Here is a 17,074-nt window from a genome sequence, read left to right on the forward strand (position 1 = left end):
TTAGAAAAGCTTTCCGTAAGCGGCGTAAGAAATAATGTAAGCTAGTACCGTACCTATCAGTCCAAACATAAAGATATTATAAGCAATCCTAATCAGCTTGTATTTTTTGCCCAATACCACACCTTGTGAATACACATCCTTGATCAGTGTGCCGTAAAGAAAATCTTTATCGCCCATTACCTTTTTCATGCTTTGGTGGTACTCTTCTAAAGGCATCTTGTAGAAATTTCCGAAGAATACCAAGTTCACTTTTTTATCTGCAACGTCTTGTTGGGTAAAAGTGCCAGCTGGTATAGATGGGCGTGTAGCCAAAATAGAAAAGACAATGCAGGAAAGGCTCACCAACAAAAGCATCATGGTTGGAATAATCAAATGTTCATTGTCTTCTAATCTGCGCAGCAGCAAGCTCACAATTAATGAGAGCATAATTGAGTTTACCGTGATGAGGATTTGCGCCTTATTATCGGCCATATCACTTAGCCTTTGGTTATTGGTAGAGGTAATACGGAACATGGTTTCTACACCCTTTCCTCCTGTTTCTTCCTTTTGTGGTTTAAGCTTATCGCTTGGTTCTGTCACGGGGTTTTGTTCGGTTGTGGTATGCAAAATGGGCTGGGTTTCGTCTTTTTGTAGTTTCTTTATCAGTTTAGCTATATGTTTAGCTTTTTTGTCATCGAGCGACAAGCGGCAATAGTCGGTGTGGTACCGGTGCGACTCTAAAAAAGCAAGGTCTTTTAGCCACCAATCTTTTTTGCCAATTTCTTTATGGCATAGTTTTGAGATTTCACTGCGCAATAGTTTAGAACGTTTGGTAAAACCTTCGCTGCCCAAATGGAAAAGGTCGGCATCACAAAGGATTTGTTCGTTAAGGTTTTTTGGTTGCTGCGGCAGTTTGGTAGCTAAAATGGCATTGCTAACGGCAGTAATGGTCTCTTCTGCTACTTGGTGCTGTTGCAGGAAATCTGTTGCAGCCTTGGCACCAGCTACTTCGTGTTCGCCGGGTTCCCCTTTTAGGTAGCCAATGTCGTGAAACCAGGCGCCAATATATACGATAAAGAAATCTTGTGGGGATAATTGGTAGTGATTGGCAATTTGTGTAGATGCCTCAACTACCCCTAAGGTATGTTCCAGGCCATGATACAGTAGGTTAGAGTCTTGGTGTTCTTTGAAGTATTGCTTTACGTATGTTTCTGCCGCAAGCTGTATTTGAGCATAATTCATTGTCTATCGGTTATGTTTTAATCTGGAACTAGGTTCCAGTAATTCGATAACTAAGTTAATTAAAATTAGGATGAACTTAGTTAGTCTTAATAAACATGACAGCTTGCTAACAAGCTCAAGGTATATTGATGTTAGCTTGTACCAAAATTATGCCTTCATCAAATAGTTGTTTACTGACGTCATGAGCTTTTTTTTAAAAGCTAAATAATGATATATCGATGATTATTGGTATTTCAAGTGAGGCTGACTATGATAATTTTTCGTCGGATTGGTATGTGTTCCGGTAATGTAGGCATCCGTTTCAGTTCCAAACTGTCCAATTAAACTAGGTCAGTTTCTTTCAATCCATTTTACGCAGAATATATTTCCGATACTCGACCAACTAGCTATTTCAGGAAGAGACAAAGCATTAGTTTATAGATGTGCTTTATAAAAGTAAGTACGGTTTAGATGCCCGCACTTATTCATTTGCTCTACTAGAGGAAATTTTATTTGAATATTCACTAGTTGAGTTTCGGTCTAAAAACAATTTGCCAGCTTCTTCAAATCCTGTAGGAAATGCTTTGAAAATTGTTCTGCCACCCCGACAGAGACGATTAAAAGTCAATTAAGCCTTTCAAATTAATATTTGAAAGGCTTTTGTTTTATAAATTCTAGTAATCCAAAAGAGAAGCTGTGCTGTAGGCTGACCTAAGTTACCATCAAATTATCAACGATTATTTCCTTTTTCGTAATTGACATGATCTATAGCTTACTTTACGGGTTCACGTAAAATAGTGCGAAGCTTTTCTGAAGGGGTTTTTCGGAAATCAGAAAGGTAAATTTCATGATGATACCCATTTTGTTCTAGTTGGTGCTGCTTAGCGAAGCTTGCAATAATAGCCAAGGTTCGAGGCTCTTCTGAGAAAGGGCCAGTATGCATAATCTGGATACATTTACCCTCGTGGAGTTCAAAGTATTTTACATTTTGAGCTTGAGATAGCTGTTTTTCACTTACAACTTTGGCAGTGGCAGTCAGAATTTCGTCTGTTGTTACAAAATCTGGTAGGCGTATCAACAAACGATAGTGCCATTGTTCTCTCGGGATAGCTACCGGTGTGTTTGCTAGCTCCATTAAAGGCTGTAGCTCTTTGTCGTACCACCATAGCCCTTCCAATTTTGGAACTGTAAAATCGTTTCCGTTAGCCTTGTGAACAAATTTGAGAAGGTAAGCGGTGGCATAAAGCGCTTGCACATTAGTGCCAAATGCCAAACCATCAGGATCGCCCTTTCCTTGGATAGAGATGTAGCGAGCTGGCTGAAGATTAACAAGTTGTGGCACTGATTTAGCACTGTAATAAGTCTTATCAGTTTTGGTGAGGTCAAGTTTTTGCATCATGTATTGTTTTTACAAGACTACGATGTGGCACTGACAACCCTATGGCAGTGCTTTGTTAATTAAGCATTTATTTCTTTTCGTTAATATATATACGCTAATTTTCAAGCAAATACGTGCTTATCTGCGTGGCTGTATGTTTTGAAAAATACTTAGAAACTTTTTTATGAAAGAAAATGTTTGTTTTAAGTTGCTAGATATAACTAAACGAATATGGGATTAGATAAGTACGCACAAAAGCGTGATTTCACAAAAACAACTGAACCAAAATCTGGCAACAGCAAGGATAAGAACAAACTAATTTTCGTCGTTCAAAAACATGATGCATCTCGTTTGCACTACGATTTTCGCTTGGAAATGGAAGGGGTACTTAAAAGTTGGGCAGTGCCGAAAGGTCCAAGCTTAGACCCAAAAACCAAAAGGTTGGCCATGATGGTTGAAGATCATCCGTTTGATTATAAGAGTTTTGAGGGGATTATCCCGAAAGGAGAATACGGCGGCGGAACTGTAATTGTTTGGGATCAAGGTTGGTACGAGCCAGAAGAACCTATTAAAGGTAAAAAAGCACAGGAAAAACATTTGCTTGCCCAACTGAAAGATGGATCTGTTAAAGTGAGGTTGCACGGAGATAAACTTAATGGAGAGTTTGCTTTGGTACGCACCAACGGAATGGGCGAAAATTCATGGTTGCTCATTAAACATAATGACGATTACGCTGCAAAAAAGGACGTAACCAAATTAGATAAATCTGTGCTTTCTGGCAAAACCATTGCAGAAATGGAAAAAAATGCTCGTGCTGTTTGGACTGAATATGGCGAGCAAAAAATCGTAGCTAAACAAACTAAAACATCTAAAAAATCAACAAAGAAAAGCAGCGTAGAAAAAAACGCCGAAGTAGGAGATGCCTCTGCCAAGTTGGATAGTGCTAAAATTCTAAAAGCTGCACCTAAAGCAGCTATACCTAAGGCAATAAAACCTATGTTAGCTACTTTGGTAGATGAACCCTTTGACAATGAAGACTGGCAATATGAGGTAAAATGGGATGGATATCGTGCTTTAGCAAAATTGAATAAGGGAAAGGTGGAGTTATTGTCGCGAAATAACAAATCGTTTAACGACCGTTTTTACTCCATTTACAAACTTCTACAAAGCTGGAAAATCAATGCGGTTATTGACGGCGAGCTGCTAGTGCTAAACAAAAAGGGAATTTCTAATTTTGGCACGCTTCAAAATTGGCGTAGCGAAGCTGATGGCGAACTTGTTTTCTACGTATTTGATATACTTTGGTACGAAGGTAAGAACCTAACTGGATTAACATTGGTAGAAAGGCAGGCCGTTTTAAACGAAATACTTCCTACAGATGATGACAGGATACGTATTTCTAAAGTTTTTGATACCAATGGTATCGATTTTTTTGATGCAGCCGGTCGTATTGGTCTAGAAGGCATTATAGCTAAACGTAAATCGAGTATCTATTTAGTGAACAAGCGTAGCAAAGACTGGCTGAAAATAAAAATATCTAAAAGACAAGAGGTGATTATTGCAGGTTTCACCCGTAACGAAAACACTTCAAAATTATTCAGTTCGTTAATTTTAGCGGTATGGGAAGGCAAAGAGCTTAGCTATGTAGGTAAAGTTGGCACAGGGTTTACGGATGCCGACCAGAAGAAAATGATGGAGCAATTTGATCCTTACATTGTCAAGAAAAGTCCTTTTAAAGTGGCGCCTGATGTAAATAAGCTATCCCGGTTTCAGCATAAACAACTAAATGCCAAAGCCACTTGGATGAAACCTGAACTAGTTTGCGAAATTACATTTACTGAAGTTACAGCCGATGGGGTATTTCGTCATCCGTCTTTTAAAGGTATGCGCAGCGATAAAGATGCAAAAGAGGTAATTCGCGAAAGTGCAACCGAAACCGAAGAAATAGTAGCAAGAACCAAAGATAAATCTAATGGAAGAAAGACTGCGCCTAAGAATATTGATACTGAACTTGTACGTCCTCCAAAGGAAACTGTCCCGAAAACTTTACTCAACCCCAAAGAGCAAACCCAAGTTAGAAAAGTAAAAGGAAAAGAATTAAAGTTTAATAATCTTTCAAAACTATATTGGCCCGAAGATGGTGTGAGCAAAAGAGATATGTTCAACTACTATTACGCCATGGCCGAGTACATTTTGCCTTACCTGAAAGATAGGCCATTGTCGCTCAATCGTTTTCCGGGAGGTATACATGGTAAAAGTTTTTATCAAAAAGATGTAAAGGGTAAAGCACCAAACTGGGCAAAAACCTTTCCCTATTCTACAAGTGAGGGCGATGCTAAAGAATATTTAGTAGGAGATGACATTGCAACACTATTATGGACAAATTCACTGGGTTGTATCGAAGTTAATCCTTGGTTCTCACGGGTTCAATCGCCAGACAATCCAGACTATTGTGTGATAGATTTAGATCCCGACAAGCATCATTTTGATAAAGTGATTGAGGCCGCAAATGTGGTTAAAGAAGTGCTAGATACTATTGATGTGCCTTGTTATGCAAAAACATCCGGTTCTACCGGTATCCATATTTATATCCCTCTGGGCGGCAAGTACAATTACGATCAAAGCCAGCTTTTCGCAAAAATTATCGTCACAATTGTTAACAAACAAATACCGAGGTTTACTTCTTTAGAAAGGATAATTGCTGCACGTAAAGGTAAAATGTATCTTGACTTTTTACAGAACAGACCGGGCGCAACTATTGCCGGCCCATACTCATTAAGGCCAAAACCTGGTGCAACTGTTTCTATGCCATTAGACTGGCACGAGCTTAAACCAGGTTTAAAAATGACGGATTTTACCATCTTTAATGCCTTTGAAAGAGTACAAGATAGGGACGATATTTTTAAAGGCGTGCTTGGCAAAGGGATTGACTTGGAAAAAGCTATACAAAAAGCAAAAGAAATATATCCTTAAAACATAAATGGAGATGATTTTTATGGTGTTTTCTTACCATCGCCTACTTTGAGCCATTTGTTTAATAGAGCTAGAGAAGCTAAATAATAACTTCTCTAGTTTTAAAGTGTCCAAATGCTATTACTCAATTGTTACGAAATAACTTTAAGTAAAAAAATGTTATATCTCTTATTTTGCAAATTTTTCAAGCTCGATGTTGAATTTTTCCATCTCTTCAACGAATAGTGCATGTCCACTGTTTTCAAAACGTATAAGACTTGCATTTTTGATGTCTTTTTGTAACTGTTCAGCCCAAACAAACGGACAGCTTTGGTCATGTACGCCATGAAATATGGCAACAGGTATGTTAATTTTAGCAAGTGCGGGTCTTAAATCTAAATCACGAAGTGCTGTGATAGCCTCAGTAGTTGCGTAAGGTGAAGCTTCCAGATTAATGTCTTCTAACCATTTTTCCATGTTTTTAGAGAGATTACCTGGCTTTGCTTGAAAACCTGCTCCAAAACTCGCAATTAAATCTTGTCTACTAGTCATAGTACTTTTAATTAGCCCGTTAACAACGTCGTCTGGTATGCCGTAAGGAAAACCTTCTCTTTGTTTCCAAGATGGAGCAGCAGCACCAAATAAGGCAAGTTTGCTAATGTGCGCCGAATTATATTTGTTAATATAATGGATTACTACTGCGCCTCCCATTGAGAAACCACCTAACACAGCGTTTTCTATTTTTAGTTTTTCTAGTACCACCTTGATATCATCAGAGAATACATCGAAATCATACTTACCGTAAGGTTTATCTGATTTTCCGAAACCGCGAAGTGTAATGCCAATTACACGGAAACCTTTGCGAGATAAGTACTGATATTGGTATTCGTACATTGCATTGCTTAATGGCCAGCCGTGAATAAGAACGATAGGTCTGCCTTCGCCAAGATCGGTAACATGTAATTTAACACCTTTTTCAACCTCGATGTACTCGGCTCTGCCAGCAGATGCCGGAACTCTTTTGCTTAATGTGTTTTGTCCCATTAAATTGTTAGTGAACAATGAAACTAGAAATGCGATAGATAAAATTGACTTTTTCATTTTGATTTATTTTAATGATGAATTGATGAAACAAAGTTCCAGTAAAAGGCATAGCGCATCAATGGACGTACTTCGCCAAGAATTGTACTTTTTTCCCTAATTCATTAAAAAATGAAAATATCTAAGTTTTTTGGTGGTTTGAAACCTGCACTTATAGTTCTTATACTTTAGAAATGATTAAATAAGACCTGCTGTTAAACGAGACGAGACCATTAAACTAAAACTGTTTACGAAAAGCAGTAGGAGAGATACCTGTATTTTTCGTAAAAAACCTAACGAAATAGGCGTCATCCTCGTAATTTAAAGAATAGGCAATTTCTTTTACTGCCATAGAAGTATGAGCTAAAAGACGCTTACTTTCCAAGATAATTCTGTTTTTTATAATATCGTTTGGTGTTTCTTTACTTAGTAAACTAATCTTTTTGCTGAGGCTTTTTGGTGTGATGAAAAGCATATCAGCATAATCTGCTACGCTATGATGGGTTTTGTAGTGTATCTCCACAAGTTTGCTGAATTTTCTTAGGAACTGCACCTCTGTCTGCTTATCATTTTCAGAGAGCTGATGTTTCTCCTTCCAAATTCGAGTTGATTTAAGTATAACCAATTTAAGTAAAATACGTAGCATCTCTTCAGTTTGGCTATCTTCATTAGCCATTTCGATTTTGATTTCATTTAAAATATGTTGTATAGCTGAAGATTGCGTTTCTGATAATTCGATAAAAGGAACTTCAAATACGTTATTATAAAGAATGCCATCGCAGGCTACTTCTTGGTCATGCAATTCTATGCAATAGAAATCTCGATTAAAATAAACCAGTTCACCTCCAGAAATTACATCACCTATAGGTTGAACTACTACTTTAGGATTGACAAAAAGAAGTGCATCATTTGGCAAAAGAAATTCTCTAAAGTCAACTTTTAACCGAAAATTTGCTGGTAAAAACATGATCCTAATATGTTCCAGAAAAGAACTAAATGAATGATGAGGTTCTTCTGTAGAATGGAGTTTCACATATCCGAACTTTTTGTAGTTAAATTCCTTGAGCATTTTTAGAAGTGGTCGGTTTGTTTCTGCAAAATAAGATATATTTTAGATATTTAGCTTCAAAAAGCTATTGGTATATACAATTAGCATCGTAAACTAATAACAGTGTGCTTACTTAGTCGGTTAATGGAAACAGATAATTTCAAGATCAAACCTTTTGTTCAAGCTTATAGAAACCAGCTACTTACTGTTTGGGAGAGGTCTGTGTTGGCTTCACACGATTTTCTAGATCGTAAAGATTTCGGCGAGATTAGCAAACTGATGAGCGGTGTCGATTTCGATAATTTTGGGGTGTATTGTTTAATGACAAGAAGCACTATGGCAGGCTTTATTGGTGTAGATGGGGAAAAGATAGAAATGTTGTTTATTGATCCTACTTATTTTGGGCAGGGATACGGACGTAAACTAATTGACTTTGCAATAAGTGTGCTCGAAGCAAAGCACGTTGATGTTAATGAGCAGAATATTGCTGCGCTAGCCTTTTATCGTAATATGGGCTTTGAGGTATTTGAACGAACAGAAAAAGATGAGCTGGGTATGAATTATCCGCTTTTAAAAATGAAGTTAGTAAAGGTTAGGTAAGTTCAGCGATAGTTAGAATTTAGTGTGATGAAGTATAAGAGAGGACATTCATAAGGTTTTCTAAAATTTAAAAAGCGCCTAAACAAATCTTAATTAGCCGATGTTATGATAGCAAAATTATCAGCTATGACAGAACATTTGGAATCGTTTAGAACTGAACTTTTAACTTATTATCAGGATTATTTACTGATGGCCGATTTTACCACTAATGGAAAATTACTTTTATTGGCCAAGCCGTTTATAGATTTCCATCAAATTATAATAGACTTATGCGATCACATGATAGATTTAGTGAATTTTAGGGAACATTTAGATGTGCACCTTTATCAATTTGGTAAAAATGAACTTGTAGAAATTGCAATAAATTAATTCTTCAAACATTTTCAATTTCGGTGTGTTTAAACGCTACAACAAATTTCATCTATGCAACAGCTACAGCTTAGCCCTCAATTTAAAGGTGGTGTGCCGCCTAAAAAGAAAAGTAAGTCTTATCAGCAAAAGGCAACCGAGGCAATAGGTTACCTATTTGAGCTATTTACAGACGCAGTAGATTATACCCCGTTAGAAGTTAAAGATGAGCAAGGAATAATTAGTTTAGAAGTAAAAACCAGCATAGGCACCACCTTCTTAATAGATATTAGTTTTAATCGCTCAGAACTTCGTTTGCAGCCAAAATTTCCTTCTGGAATAATTCAAACCGAATGTAAAAAGATAAGGCACTTCATAGAAGATTTGGAATGCTATCTTAATGTGGCACATACTTGGAATTAATTCCATAACTATTTATCTTATTCTTATTTAATCCATGATTAGGAGTTCGTAAAAAATCATTAACGTATTTTGATTTTATAAATGGGTATTTATCTTTAAAAATTTATGCAATAGCTTAGAATAGGCGTTTGGTGCTATAATTTCAGTCAGATTAATACTTTCTAAAGTTAGCTTGGACTAAAGAAGTTGGCCTTTTTATATGTTTACAACCTGTTCATTATTAGGAATAATAGCTTTTTTTTCTTAACTTGAAGATGTCCCTTCCTCCCGGATTGCAATACGGTTGTCCGTTAAAGGAACAGATGCCGATCAAATGGCAACTATTATCATACAAGAGAATGACAGCGCAGTGTTGGATGTTCTTACCATGGCCTTAAGACTAGAAGGTCACCATCCTATAGGCATATTAGGTACTTGCCCATTAGCTATGTTAAACACAGTAAAGCGTAATTTTCCAGATCTAGTATTAATGGATTATAGAAATAGGGATAACGGCGGCACTACATTATTATCAGTAGTTAAAAACCTGAAAGCCAAATTACCCGTTATTGCTTTAAGTAGCGAATTAAACATTTCTAAAATTGCCAATAAATTAGGTTTCGATGATTTTATTATAAAACCTTTCGATTTGGAAGATCTTTTTAATACGGTGAAACGTTATTTAATTTCTTGCGGAACATTGCCTCATCAAATTAACCCGTCGCCCGCTGGACAAACCTCCTAATTAATTGGAGCATTTAAATTTGTATTTTTTTGTGGACCGCAATTCATCGTTTTTAAGAGATAAGAAAGTACGATACCGAGCATAACATAACCCACAAAAATAATGTATCCAGGTTGCAGCGAACTGTAGTTTGCAGTAACCGTAGTAATTACATCGTTCTTCATGTTCAAGCCGCTTAATTGGCTTTTAAGTATGCCGTTCAATCCAATGTAAGTCATCGCAATACCTACCACCATCACATCAGACATATCCCATTTTGCGGACTCATAGGCTAGGTAATGCGTCACTTTATTTTCTGATAGGGAAGGTCTGCAAAGTAAGTGAATTCCTCTGGCAGCCATCCTTAACAATGGCAAAAGAATAACGAATAGGATAATCAAAATTCCCACCGTAACCGAATCTGGTTTAGGCTGTGCAATAAGCACTTGCGCAATGCCCAAAATACTTTTCGATTGATAAAATAATACTTGATTGCTAAATACTACTTTTTCGCCCAAAAGCTCTAATTGTAAAGTGGTAATTCTTGCATCTACCTCGATAATAGATACAGTGGAACCAACAACAAGTAATGCTAAAGCCATGAGTAAGCACATCACGAATAATGTATTATGCAAATGTGGTTGTTTACGAAACGGTAGCCAAACCAGCAATGCAGCAAGCGCACAACCTAGCATTGCGTAGGCATAATTATAGGTAACATTTCGAATTTCTAAAAGCTGCTTATCTAACTTTGTATTGTAGGCCTCAAGACTGTTTACCTTATATTTTTGAAATAAGTATCTCGTCATTTTTTGCTGTGCAGTAGCTGTACTGTCATAAGTTTGCTCTGCTAGCTCATTAAATTCGGTGGTAGCAATGCCTTTTAGCTTTTTTATTGCTCTTGGCGAATTAATTCTTGTGATGATGGTTTGTGCAAAAGAAGGTACCTGTGCATGCAGTTCCTTTGGATCTACCAGTTGTTTAAAAGCAAATTTCTTCAGCTTATTACCAATTCCTTTCTGTGGTTTTTCAAATTCCCTAACCACTTCGTTAATCATGCCATGCAATTGTTCTTCTACTTCACTTTTCATCTCTCGCTTTTGCTCAGCGGTAATTTCGAAACCTTTGATTTTACTGTTCACAATTGCAGAAAGTCTTTCTGTCCACAAGTCGAGTGAAAAAATACCAAAGGTAATGCTGTTTGCCGTAGAATAATCTTCTTTCAACTGTTCTTGCTGCGCAGAAAGTCGATAGAGCTGAAGACCAAAATGACAAGCAGCGGCCACAATCATCCCCATTCCTAATATCAAAAGGAACTTTGGAATATATTTTCTCATTTGCGACGTTTCTGTTTTCAAGGTTATATTTATTTAAGTTGATGTAGCTTTTTTATTATCAATTAATTATTCTTTAATCGCAATTGTACTTACTTATGGATTTCAATATGGTAGAAAGCACCAAACCGAAAAGTACAAAGACGATAAAAATGATGTAACCGGGTTGCAACGCTGTGTTGTGGGTAGAAAGCATTGTCAGCGAATTTGCTGGAATATCCATCCGTGACAGCTGTGTTTCAAGCAAACCATTAAGACCTATGTAGGCCATCAAAATTGCAATCACGATAACATCGGCCATGCTCCATTTGCCAGATTGGAAAGCAAAATATTTGATGATCTTGTTTTCCGCCAGTTTTCTCTTTCCTAGCAAATGAATACCAGTTGCGCTTAATTTCATTACTGGAAAAAGGATACTGAAGGCCAAAATGAGCACACCCACTAAAATCGAATCGATGGCCGGGCTTCCGATTAAAATCAACACTACATCTAAAATACTCTTAGATTGAAAGAAAAGCACTTGGTCTACAAAAGTCACTTTCTGACCAAGCAGTACGAAATCCATAGCGCCAATACGGGCATCTACCTCAATCATAGATGCCGTTAAACCTACGGCAAGTAAAATAAAAGCCATTACTAACGAAAGGATGAACAACGTAGCATAAAGTTCTTTACGTTTGCGCAGAAAGCCCCAAGCAAGTAAAAATATCACAATGCCAGCAAGCATACCAATGCAATAGGCATAAGTAGCTCGGTTTATTTTGCGCAGCTCTGTTTCTATTTTAGCGTTAAAATGTTCTGGTCCGGTAACGTTATAGCGTTTGTAAGTTTCATTAATCTTGTGTGCATTAACCGTCAAAGCACTATCAACGTATTCAATTTCATCAAGTTGATCTAATTTGGCTAAAGCCATGGCTCCCAATTGTCTTTTCGCTTGTGGATTATCTACTTTTCCGATAATTGTTCTTGCAATGCCGGGTACCTGTTTTTTAATGGTATCTACATCAACGAAGTTTTTTACCGCAAACTTTACAATTTTACCGCGTAAAGATTTCTTCTTCGATCCCGTAACCAATCGTTCTGCTTTGTCAATTAGCGCAACAATTACGCCTTCAATTTCCTTTTGTAGTTCCTTTTTTTGTTTCGGGCTTAAACGGAGGCTTCGAGTTTGTTTTACTACTATACTTTCTATCTTATCTTGCCATTGCGAGATGGAGAACAGGCCAAGGTTGATGCTGTTCATCTCGGCAAAATCTGCCTTTAGTTGCTCTTGTTTTTCCGAAAGTTCGTGTAATCTATAGCCAGAAATAGCTTGTGCAACAATTACAGCGCCAAGAACAAGAATTAAAATAAGCCTGGCTAGTCCAGTTCTTTTTGCGCTTTGTTGGTTAGTAGACGATAGTGACATGTGCTGCCTGATAATGTTATGGGCTAATAACGGTTAATCGAAGGTGATTGTTTGAGTAGTTAACATTTTTATATATTTAGATAGCTTTCAAGACCAGAAGTTAGTAAATATTCCATTTTAGCATCCAATAAAGCAGAAAGATAAGCTTTCGATGATAGAAAATAGTTAGCGCCTTACCTGCTTAAAGAAAATCGATTGTTGTAAAATGATTTTTAAAACTATCACTTGCTATAATCGTTATACTCAGCATGGCACTCATAGCGTTCACAAACAAGGGTATTTATTGTAAGCAGGGCGATTTTTATATCGACCCTTGGCGGCCCGTTGACAAAGCTGTAATTACCCACGGCCATGCAGATCATGCCAAGTGGGGCAATAAAAGCTATTTGTGCCATACCTTAACCAAACCCATTTTAGAAACGCGATATGGGCTGTACGATAACGTACAAACTTTAGCTTACAACGAGCAAATAGATATCAATGGTGTAAAATTAAGCCTGTTTCCAGCTGGTCATGTAATTGGCTCGGCACAAATTAGATTAGAATACAAAGGCGAAATCGCCGTAGTTTCTGGCGACTACAAAACAGAGTTTGATGGCATAAGTACGGCTTTTGAAGCAGTAAAATGCCACACTTTTGTTTCTGAAAGTACTTTCGGCTTGCCTATTTACACTTGGCAACCTCAGCAAACGATATTTGATAATATGGACAGCTGGATTGCCGATAATCATGCAAAAAACAAAACCAGTGTGCTCGTAGCCTACAGCTTGGGCAAAGCACAGCGATTAATTAAAAATCTGAATGTCAATTGTGAAATATTTGTACATCAAACCATCGCAAATCTTAACGAGGCTTTTGCAAACGTAGGTGTAGATCTACCAACAACCACGAAAATCACTGCAGAAATAAAAAAAGACGAACTACAAAAAGGTGTTGTGATTGTTCCTCCAGCTTTATCCGACAGCAAATGGGTGAAAAGTTTGATAAGCCCTGCAATTGGCATTTGTAGTGGTTGGATGGCTGTAAGAGCTGGTAGAAGATGGCGCAGTGCAGATGCTGGTTTTGCGTTGAGCGATCATGCCGATTGGCCAGGTTTATTAGAAGCTATTAAAGCTACCGAAGCCGAAAAAGTGATGGTAACACATGGAAGTACAGCTGTTTTTAGTCGCTATTTAAACGAAATTGGCATCTATGCCGAAGAAGTGAAAACGCAATATGGCGATGAAGAAGCAGAAGAGAAAGTAGAAGAAAAACAACTATAAACGCCTATGAAGCGCTTTTCGCAATTGATACAGGAGTTAGAACTAAGTAACAAGACCAATGATAAAATTGGTGCCCTGGTAAGTTATTTTAGCGAAGCTGATGAACGTGACAAGCCTTTCGTAATTGCTATGTTTACCGGTAAGCGTCCCAAAAGACCCGTTACTACAACATTGGTTAAGCAATGGGCCATCGAATTAAGCGGAATTCCCGAATGGTTATTTACCGAAAGTTACCACAGCGTGGGCGATTTAAGTGAAACCATTGCTTTGGTTTTGCCGCCATCGCAAGAAGATATCGAAAAACCTTTACATCAATGGATAGCAGAACTTGCCGAATTGAACGTTAAGAGCGATGAAGAGAAGAAAGCCTATATTCTACAATCTTGGAATAGTTTGGCTACTCGAGAGCGTTTCATTTTCAACAAACTGATTTCTGGTAACTTTCGCATCGGTGTTTCTAACAAAATGCTGGTGAATGCTATCGCCAAACAAAGCCAACAAGATGCCAACAAGATCATGCACAGCATTATGGGCAAATGGCAGCCAAACGAAATCACCTACGAAGAACTAACTTCTGGCGCACATGTAAATACCGATAATTCTTGGCCATACCCATTTTGTTTAGCTTATGCCTTAGATACCGAAGCAGAAAACTTAGGTGAGGTGAAGGCATGGCAAGCCGAATGGAAATGGGATGGCATACGTGGACAGATCGTAAAACGAAACGGCGAATTATTTATCTGGAGCCGTGGTGAAGAGCTGGTGACTGATCAATTTCCAGAGCTACACTTTTTAAAAGATGAGTTGCCAGACGGCGTTGTTTTAGATGGAGAGATACTTGCGGTAAGAGATGGAAATGTTTTATCATTTAGCACTTTACAGCAGCGATTAAATAGAAAAACGATTAATAAAAGTCAGTTAGAAGATGCGCCTATCGGTTTCTTCGCCTACGATGTTTTGGAGTATCAAGCAAAGGATATTAGAACGACGATTTTAGCCGAGAGAAGAAAGATTTTGGAACAGCTCATTACGCAATTGGCTACAAATGGCGTTGTAGTTTTATCTCCCGTAATAGCGTTTAGAACCTGGGCTGAGTTAGCAGACATTAGAGAAAAGGCTCGTGAACTGAACAGCGAAGGCATTATGCTTAAACAGATGAATTCTATTTTTCACGCGGGGCGAAAACGAGGCGATTGGTGGAAATGGAAAATCAACCCTTACACAGTTGATACGGTGATGATTTATGCACAAAAGGGTAGTGGTCGTAGGGCAAATTTCTATACCGATTATACTTTTGCAGTACGAGATGGCGACAAATTAATCACCATTGCCAAGGCTTATTCTGGTTTAACAGATAAAGAAATTAAGGAAGTAAACAGTTTTGTGAACAAGAACGCCATCGAAAAATTTGGTCCGGTACGAACTGTAAAACCAGAGCTAGTTTTCGAAATCGCGTTTGAAGGCATTGCAGAAAGTAAAAGACACAAAGCTGGCTTGGCTTTGCGGTTTCCACGTATCGCCCGTTGGCGAAAGGATAAAAAGGTAGATGAGATTAACACGTTGGATGATTTGAGGGCGTTAATTCCAGTTGTCGAATAAAACCAAATCGTCATTGCGAGGCACGGTTTATCCCGAAGCGTCCCATCGTGTGGACACAAATATTGGGAAATGTTATTTTCCTCCCCCTGCCCCCTCGGAGAGGGGGATATGCAAAATGCTTAAACGCAACGTGTCCCCCTTTGGAGGGGGATTCAAGGGGGAGGAATGAGATGTGTCCACGCGATAGGAAGCATCGGGATAAACCGTGCCTCGCAATGACGGAAGAAAGAACAATATGCAAAAAACAAAAGGCTATAAACAAATTATTGCTTGGCTTAAGGCCGATAAAAGAAAGCCTTTTGACTTTCAAAGGGATACTTGGCAATATTACCTAGACGGCTATAGCGGTTTGGTAAATGCGCCCACAGGATTTGGAAAGACATTTTCAGTTTTCTTAGGAGTAGTTATCGAAGGCTTAAATCAGCCAAAGCCAATTAAAGGCTTGCAATTGATTTGGATAACACCTTTGCGCTCTTTAGCCAAAGATATTGCCAGGGCAATGAGAGAAGTGTTAGAGGCAATAGGTTTAGATTGGCATGTAGGTGTTCGTAATGGAGATACATCTCAGGCAGAAAAGCTACAGCAAAAAAAGGCGATGCCCGAAATTTTGCTCATTACTCCTGAAAGTTTACATCTATTGTTGGCACAAAAGGGATCGACATTACTATTTAAAAACCTACAGTGCATTGTTGCTGATGAATGGCATGAGCTTTTGGGCAGCAAGCGAGGCGTGATGGTAGAGTTGGCAGTATCACGAATTAAAGGTTTACAAAAAGCAACTGGTGAGCAGAAATTAAGGGTTTGGGGCATTTCTGCAACCATTGGCAACATTCAAGAAGCATTGGATGTAATTGTGCCAGAAGATGAGGCGAAGAAAATCATTGTAAGGGCACAGCTAGAGAAGAAAATAGAAATCAAAACGATCTTACCAGATACTATTGAAACGTTACCTTGGGCAGGTCATTTAGGTTTGAAACTGGCGCATAAGCTACTGCCCATTATCAACCAAAGTAAAACTACTCTTATTTTCATCAACACCCGTGGACAGTCGGAAATTTGGTACCAGTATCTGCTAGATCTAGAACCAGATTTAGCGGGAAGAATTGCTATACACCACGGCTCTATTGATTTTGAGCTGCGCAATTGGATAGAAGACAGCCTGCACAACGGCTTGTTGAAGGCTGTGATTGCCACTTCATCTTTAGATTTGGGTGTAGATTTTAAGCCGGTTGATACCGTAGTACAAATTGGTTCTCCAAAAGGTGTTGCCCGATTTTTACAGCGTGCCGGTCGCTCTGGTCACTCACCATACGAGGTTTCGAAGATCTATTTCCTACCAACTCATGCTTTAGAAATAGTTGAGGCCGCTGCCATTAAAGAAGCTGCTAGAGAGAATAATATAGAAAGCAGAGAACCTTTTGTCATGGTTTTCGATACGCTAATCCAATATCTGGTAACATTAGCAGTAGGCGATGGCTTTGATGATAAAGTGATTTATCAAGAAATCATCAAAACCAATGCATTTAAAGAACTACTGCCCGAAGAGTGGGCTTGGGCAATGCAATTCATCACCTCTGGTGGCGATAGCCTTACCGCCTATAGCGAATTTAAGAAAGTTGTAAAAGACGAAGATGGGCTGTGGAAGGTCAAAAGCAGACAAATCGCTATGCGCCACCGCCTGCATATAGGCACTATTGTTAGTGATGCAATGCTGAAAGTGAAATTCTTGAGCGGTGGTT

Annotated in this window: 14 protein-coding genes; 8 read left to right on the plus strand and 6 right to left on the minus strand. The window is 38.3% G+C overall.

What is annotated here, in order from left to right; translation table 11 throughout:
* The gene (locus tag REI64_RS16835; RefSeq protein WP_308851313.1) at nt 1–1,221 is read right to left on the minus strand and encodes a Pycsar system effector family protein; all 1,221 of its coding nucleotides are present in this window, start codon (nt 1,219–1,221) and stop codon (nt 1–3) included.
* 751 nt (nt 1,222–1,972) lie between these two features.
* Complete coding sequence (locus REI64_RS16840; protein WP_308851314.1) at nt 1,973–2,599, minus strand: GyrI-like domain-containing protein; 627 nt, start codon at nt 2,597–2,599, stop codon at nt 1,973–1,975.
* 210 nt (nt 2,600–2,809) lie between these two features.
* Between REI64_RS16840 and ligD the strand changes: the two genes are divergently transcribed.
* A complete protein-coding gene (gene ligD, locus REI64_RS16845; protein WP_308851315.1) occupies nt 2,810–5,551 on the plus strand; it encodes a DNA ligase D in 2,742 nt (913 codons plus the stop codon).
* 168 nt (nt 5,552–5,719) lie between these two features.
* Here ligD and REI64_RS16850 read toward each other — a convergent pair whose 3' ends face one another.
* Nucleotides 5,720–6,631 carry an alpha/beta hydrolase gene (locus REI64_RS16850; RefSeq protein ID WP_308851316.1) on the minus strand — a complete coding sequence of 304 codons (912 nt, stop codon included), beginning with the start codon at nt 6,629–6,631 and terminating at the stop codon, nt 5,720–5,722.
* 217 nt (nt 6,632–6,848) lie between these two features.
* Nucleotides 6,849–7,679, minus strand: a complete 831-nt coding sequence (locus tag REI64_RS16855; protein WP_308851317.1) for a helix-turn-helix domain-containing protein — start codon at nt 7,677–7,679, stop codon at nt 6,849–6,851.
* A gap of 123 nt (nt 7,680–7,802) precedes the next feature.
* On the opposite strand from REI64_RS16855, the gene REI64_RS16860 reads away from it, so the two are divergent.
* From REI64_RS16860 to REI64_RS16875, 4 genes are all read left to right on the plus strand, one after another.
* Nucleotides 7,803–8,258, plus strand: coding sequence for a GNAT family N-acetyltransferase (locus REI64_RS16860; protein WP_308851318.1), 456 nt, complete (start codon nt 7,803–7,805; stop codon nt 8,256–8,258).
* A gap of 105 nt (nt 8,259–8,363) precedes the next feature.
* A complete protein-coding gene (locus REI64_RS16865; protein ID WP_308851319.1) occupies nt 8,364–8,627 on the plus strand; it encodes a hypothetical protein in 264 nt (87 codons plus the stop codon).
* 54 nt (nt 8,628–8,681) lie between these two features.
* Nucleotides 8,682–9,029 carry a hypothetical protein gene (locus REI64_RS16870; RefSeq protein ID WP_308851320.1) on the plus strand — a complete coding sequence of 116 codons (348 nt, stop codon included), beginning with the start codon at nt 8,682–8,684 and terminating at the stop codon, nt 9,027–9,029.
* Between the two features lie 283 nt (nt 9,030–9,312).
* The gene (locus REI64_RS16875; protein WP_308851321.1) at nt 9,313–9,753 is read left to right on the plus strand and encodes a response regulator; all 441 of its coding nucleotides are present in this window, start codon (nt 9,313–9,315) and stop codon (nt 9,751–9,753) included.
* Here REI64_RS16875 and REI64_RS16880 read toward each other — a convergent pair.
* Both REI64_RS16880 and REI64_RS16885 read right to left on the minus strand, forming a co-directional pair.
* A complete protein-coding gene (locus tag REI64_RS16880; RefSeq protein WP_308851322.1) occupies nt 9,750–11,090 on the minus strand; it encodes a paraquat-inducible protein A in 1,341 nt (446 codons plus the stop codon). The two genes, REI64_RS16875 and REI64_RS16880, sit on opposite strands and share 4 nt — an antisense overlap.
* Before the next feature lie 52 nt (nt 11,091–11,142).
* Nucleotides 11,143–12,474: a paraquat-inducible protein A gene (locus tag REI64_RS16885; protein ID WP_308851323.1), complete on the minus strand. Its 1,332-nt coding sequence runs from the start codon at nt 12,472–12,474 to the stop codon at nt 11,143–11,145.
* 248 nt (nt 12,475–12,722) lie between these two features.
* Here REI64_RS16885 and REI64_RS16890 point away from each other — a divergent pair, with 248 nt between their 5' ends.
* The 3 genes from REI64_RS16890 to REI64_RS16900 form a co-directional block, all read left to right on the plus strand.
* Nucleotides 12,723–13,736, plus strand: coding sequence for a ligase-associated DNA damage response exonuclease (locus REI64_RS16890; RefSeq protein ID WP_308851324.1), 1,014 nt, complete (start codon nt 12,723–12,725; stop codon nt 13,734–13,736).
* Between the two features lie 6 nt (nt 13,737–13,742).
* Nucleotides 13,743–15,335 (plus strand): ATP-dependent DNA ligase, encoded by a 1,593-nt coding sequence (locus REI64_RS16895; RefSeq protein WP_308851325.1) that lies wholly within the window; start codon nt 13,743–13,745, stop codon nt 15,333–15,335.
* Between the two features lie 235 nt (nt 15,336–15,570).
* Nucleotides 15,571–17,074: DEAD/DEAH box helicase (locus tag REI64_RS16900; protein WP_308851326.1), on the plus strand; the 1,504-nt coding region annotated here is incomplete at its 3' end.

The organism is Pedobacter sp. (assembly GCF_031119335.1).
Taxonomy (GTDB): Bacteria; Bacteroidota; Bacteroidia; order Sphingobacteriales; family Sphingobacteriaceae; genus Pedobacter.

What these genes read in the sequence shown, in the direction of transcription:
- REI64_RS16835 (WP_308851313.1), bottom strand. Translation starts at nt 1,221, where the DNA reads ATGAATTATGCTCAAATACAGCTTGCGGCAGAAACATACGTAAAGCAA.
- REI64_RS16885 (WP_308851323.1), bottom strand. Translation starts at nt 12,474, where the DNA reads ATGTCACTATCGTCTACTAACCAACAAAGCGCAAAAAGAACTGGACTA.
- REI64_RS16890 (WP_308851324.1), top strand. Translation starts at nt 12,723, where the DNA reads ATGGCACTCATAGCGTTCACAAACAAGGGTATTTATTGTAAGCAGGGC.
- REI64_RS16840 (WP_308851314.1), bottom strand. Translation starts at nt 2,599, where the DNA reads ATGATGCAAAAACTTGACCTCACCAAAACTGATAAGACTTATTACAGT.
- REI64_RS16850 (WP_308851316.1), bottom strand. Translation starts at nt 6,631, where the DNA reads ATGAAAAAGTCAATTTTATCTATCGCATTTCTAGTTTCATTGTTCACT.
- REI64_RS16870 (WP_308851320.1), top strand. Translation starts at nt 8,682, where the DNA reads ATGCAACAGCTACAGCTTAGCCCTCAATTTAAAGGTGGTGTGCCGCCT.
- ligD (WP_308851315.1), top strand. Translation starts at nt 2,810, where the DNA reads ATGGGATTAGATAAGTACGCACAAAAGCGTGATTTCACAAAAACAACT.
- REI64_RS16895 (WP_308851325.1), top strand. Translation starts at nt 13,743, where the DNA reads ATGAAGCGCTTTTCGCAATTGATACAGGAGTTAGAACTAAGTAACAAG.
- REI64_RS16865 (WP_308851319.1), top strand. Translation starts at nt 8,364, where the DNA reads ATGATAGCAAAATTATCAGCTATGACAGAACATTTGGAATCGTTTAGA.
- REI64_RS16860 (WP_308851318.1), top strand. Translation starts at nt 7,803, where the DNA reads ATGGAAACAGATAATTTCAAGATCAAACCTTTTGTTCAAGCTTATAGA.
- REI64_RS16855 (WP_308851317.1), bottom strand. Translation starts at nt 7,679, where the DNA reads ATGCTCAAGGAATTTAACTACAAAAAGTTCGGATATGTGAAACTCCAT.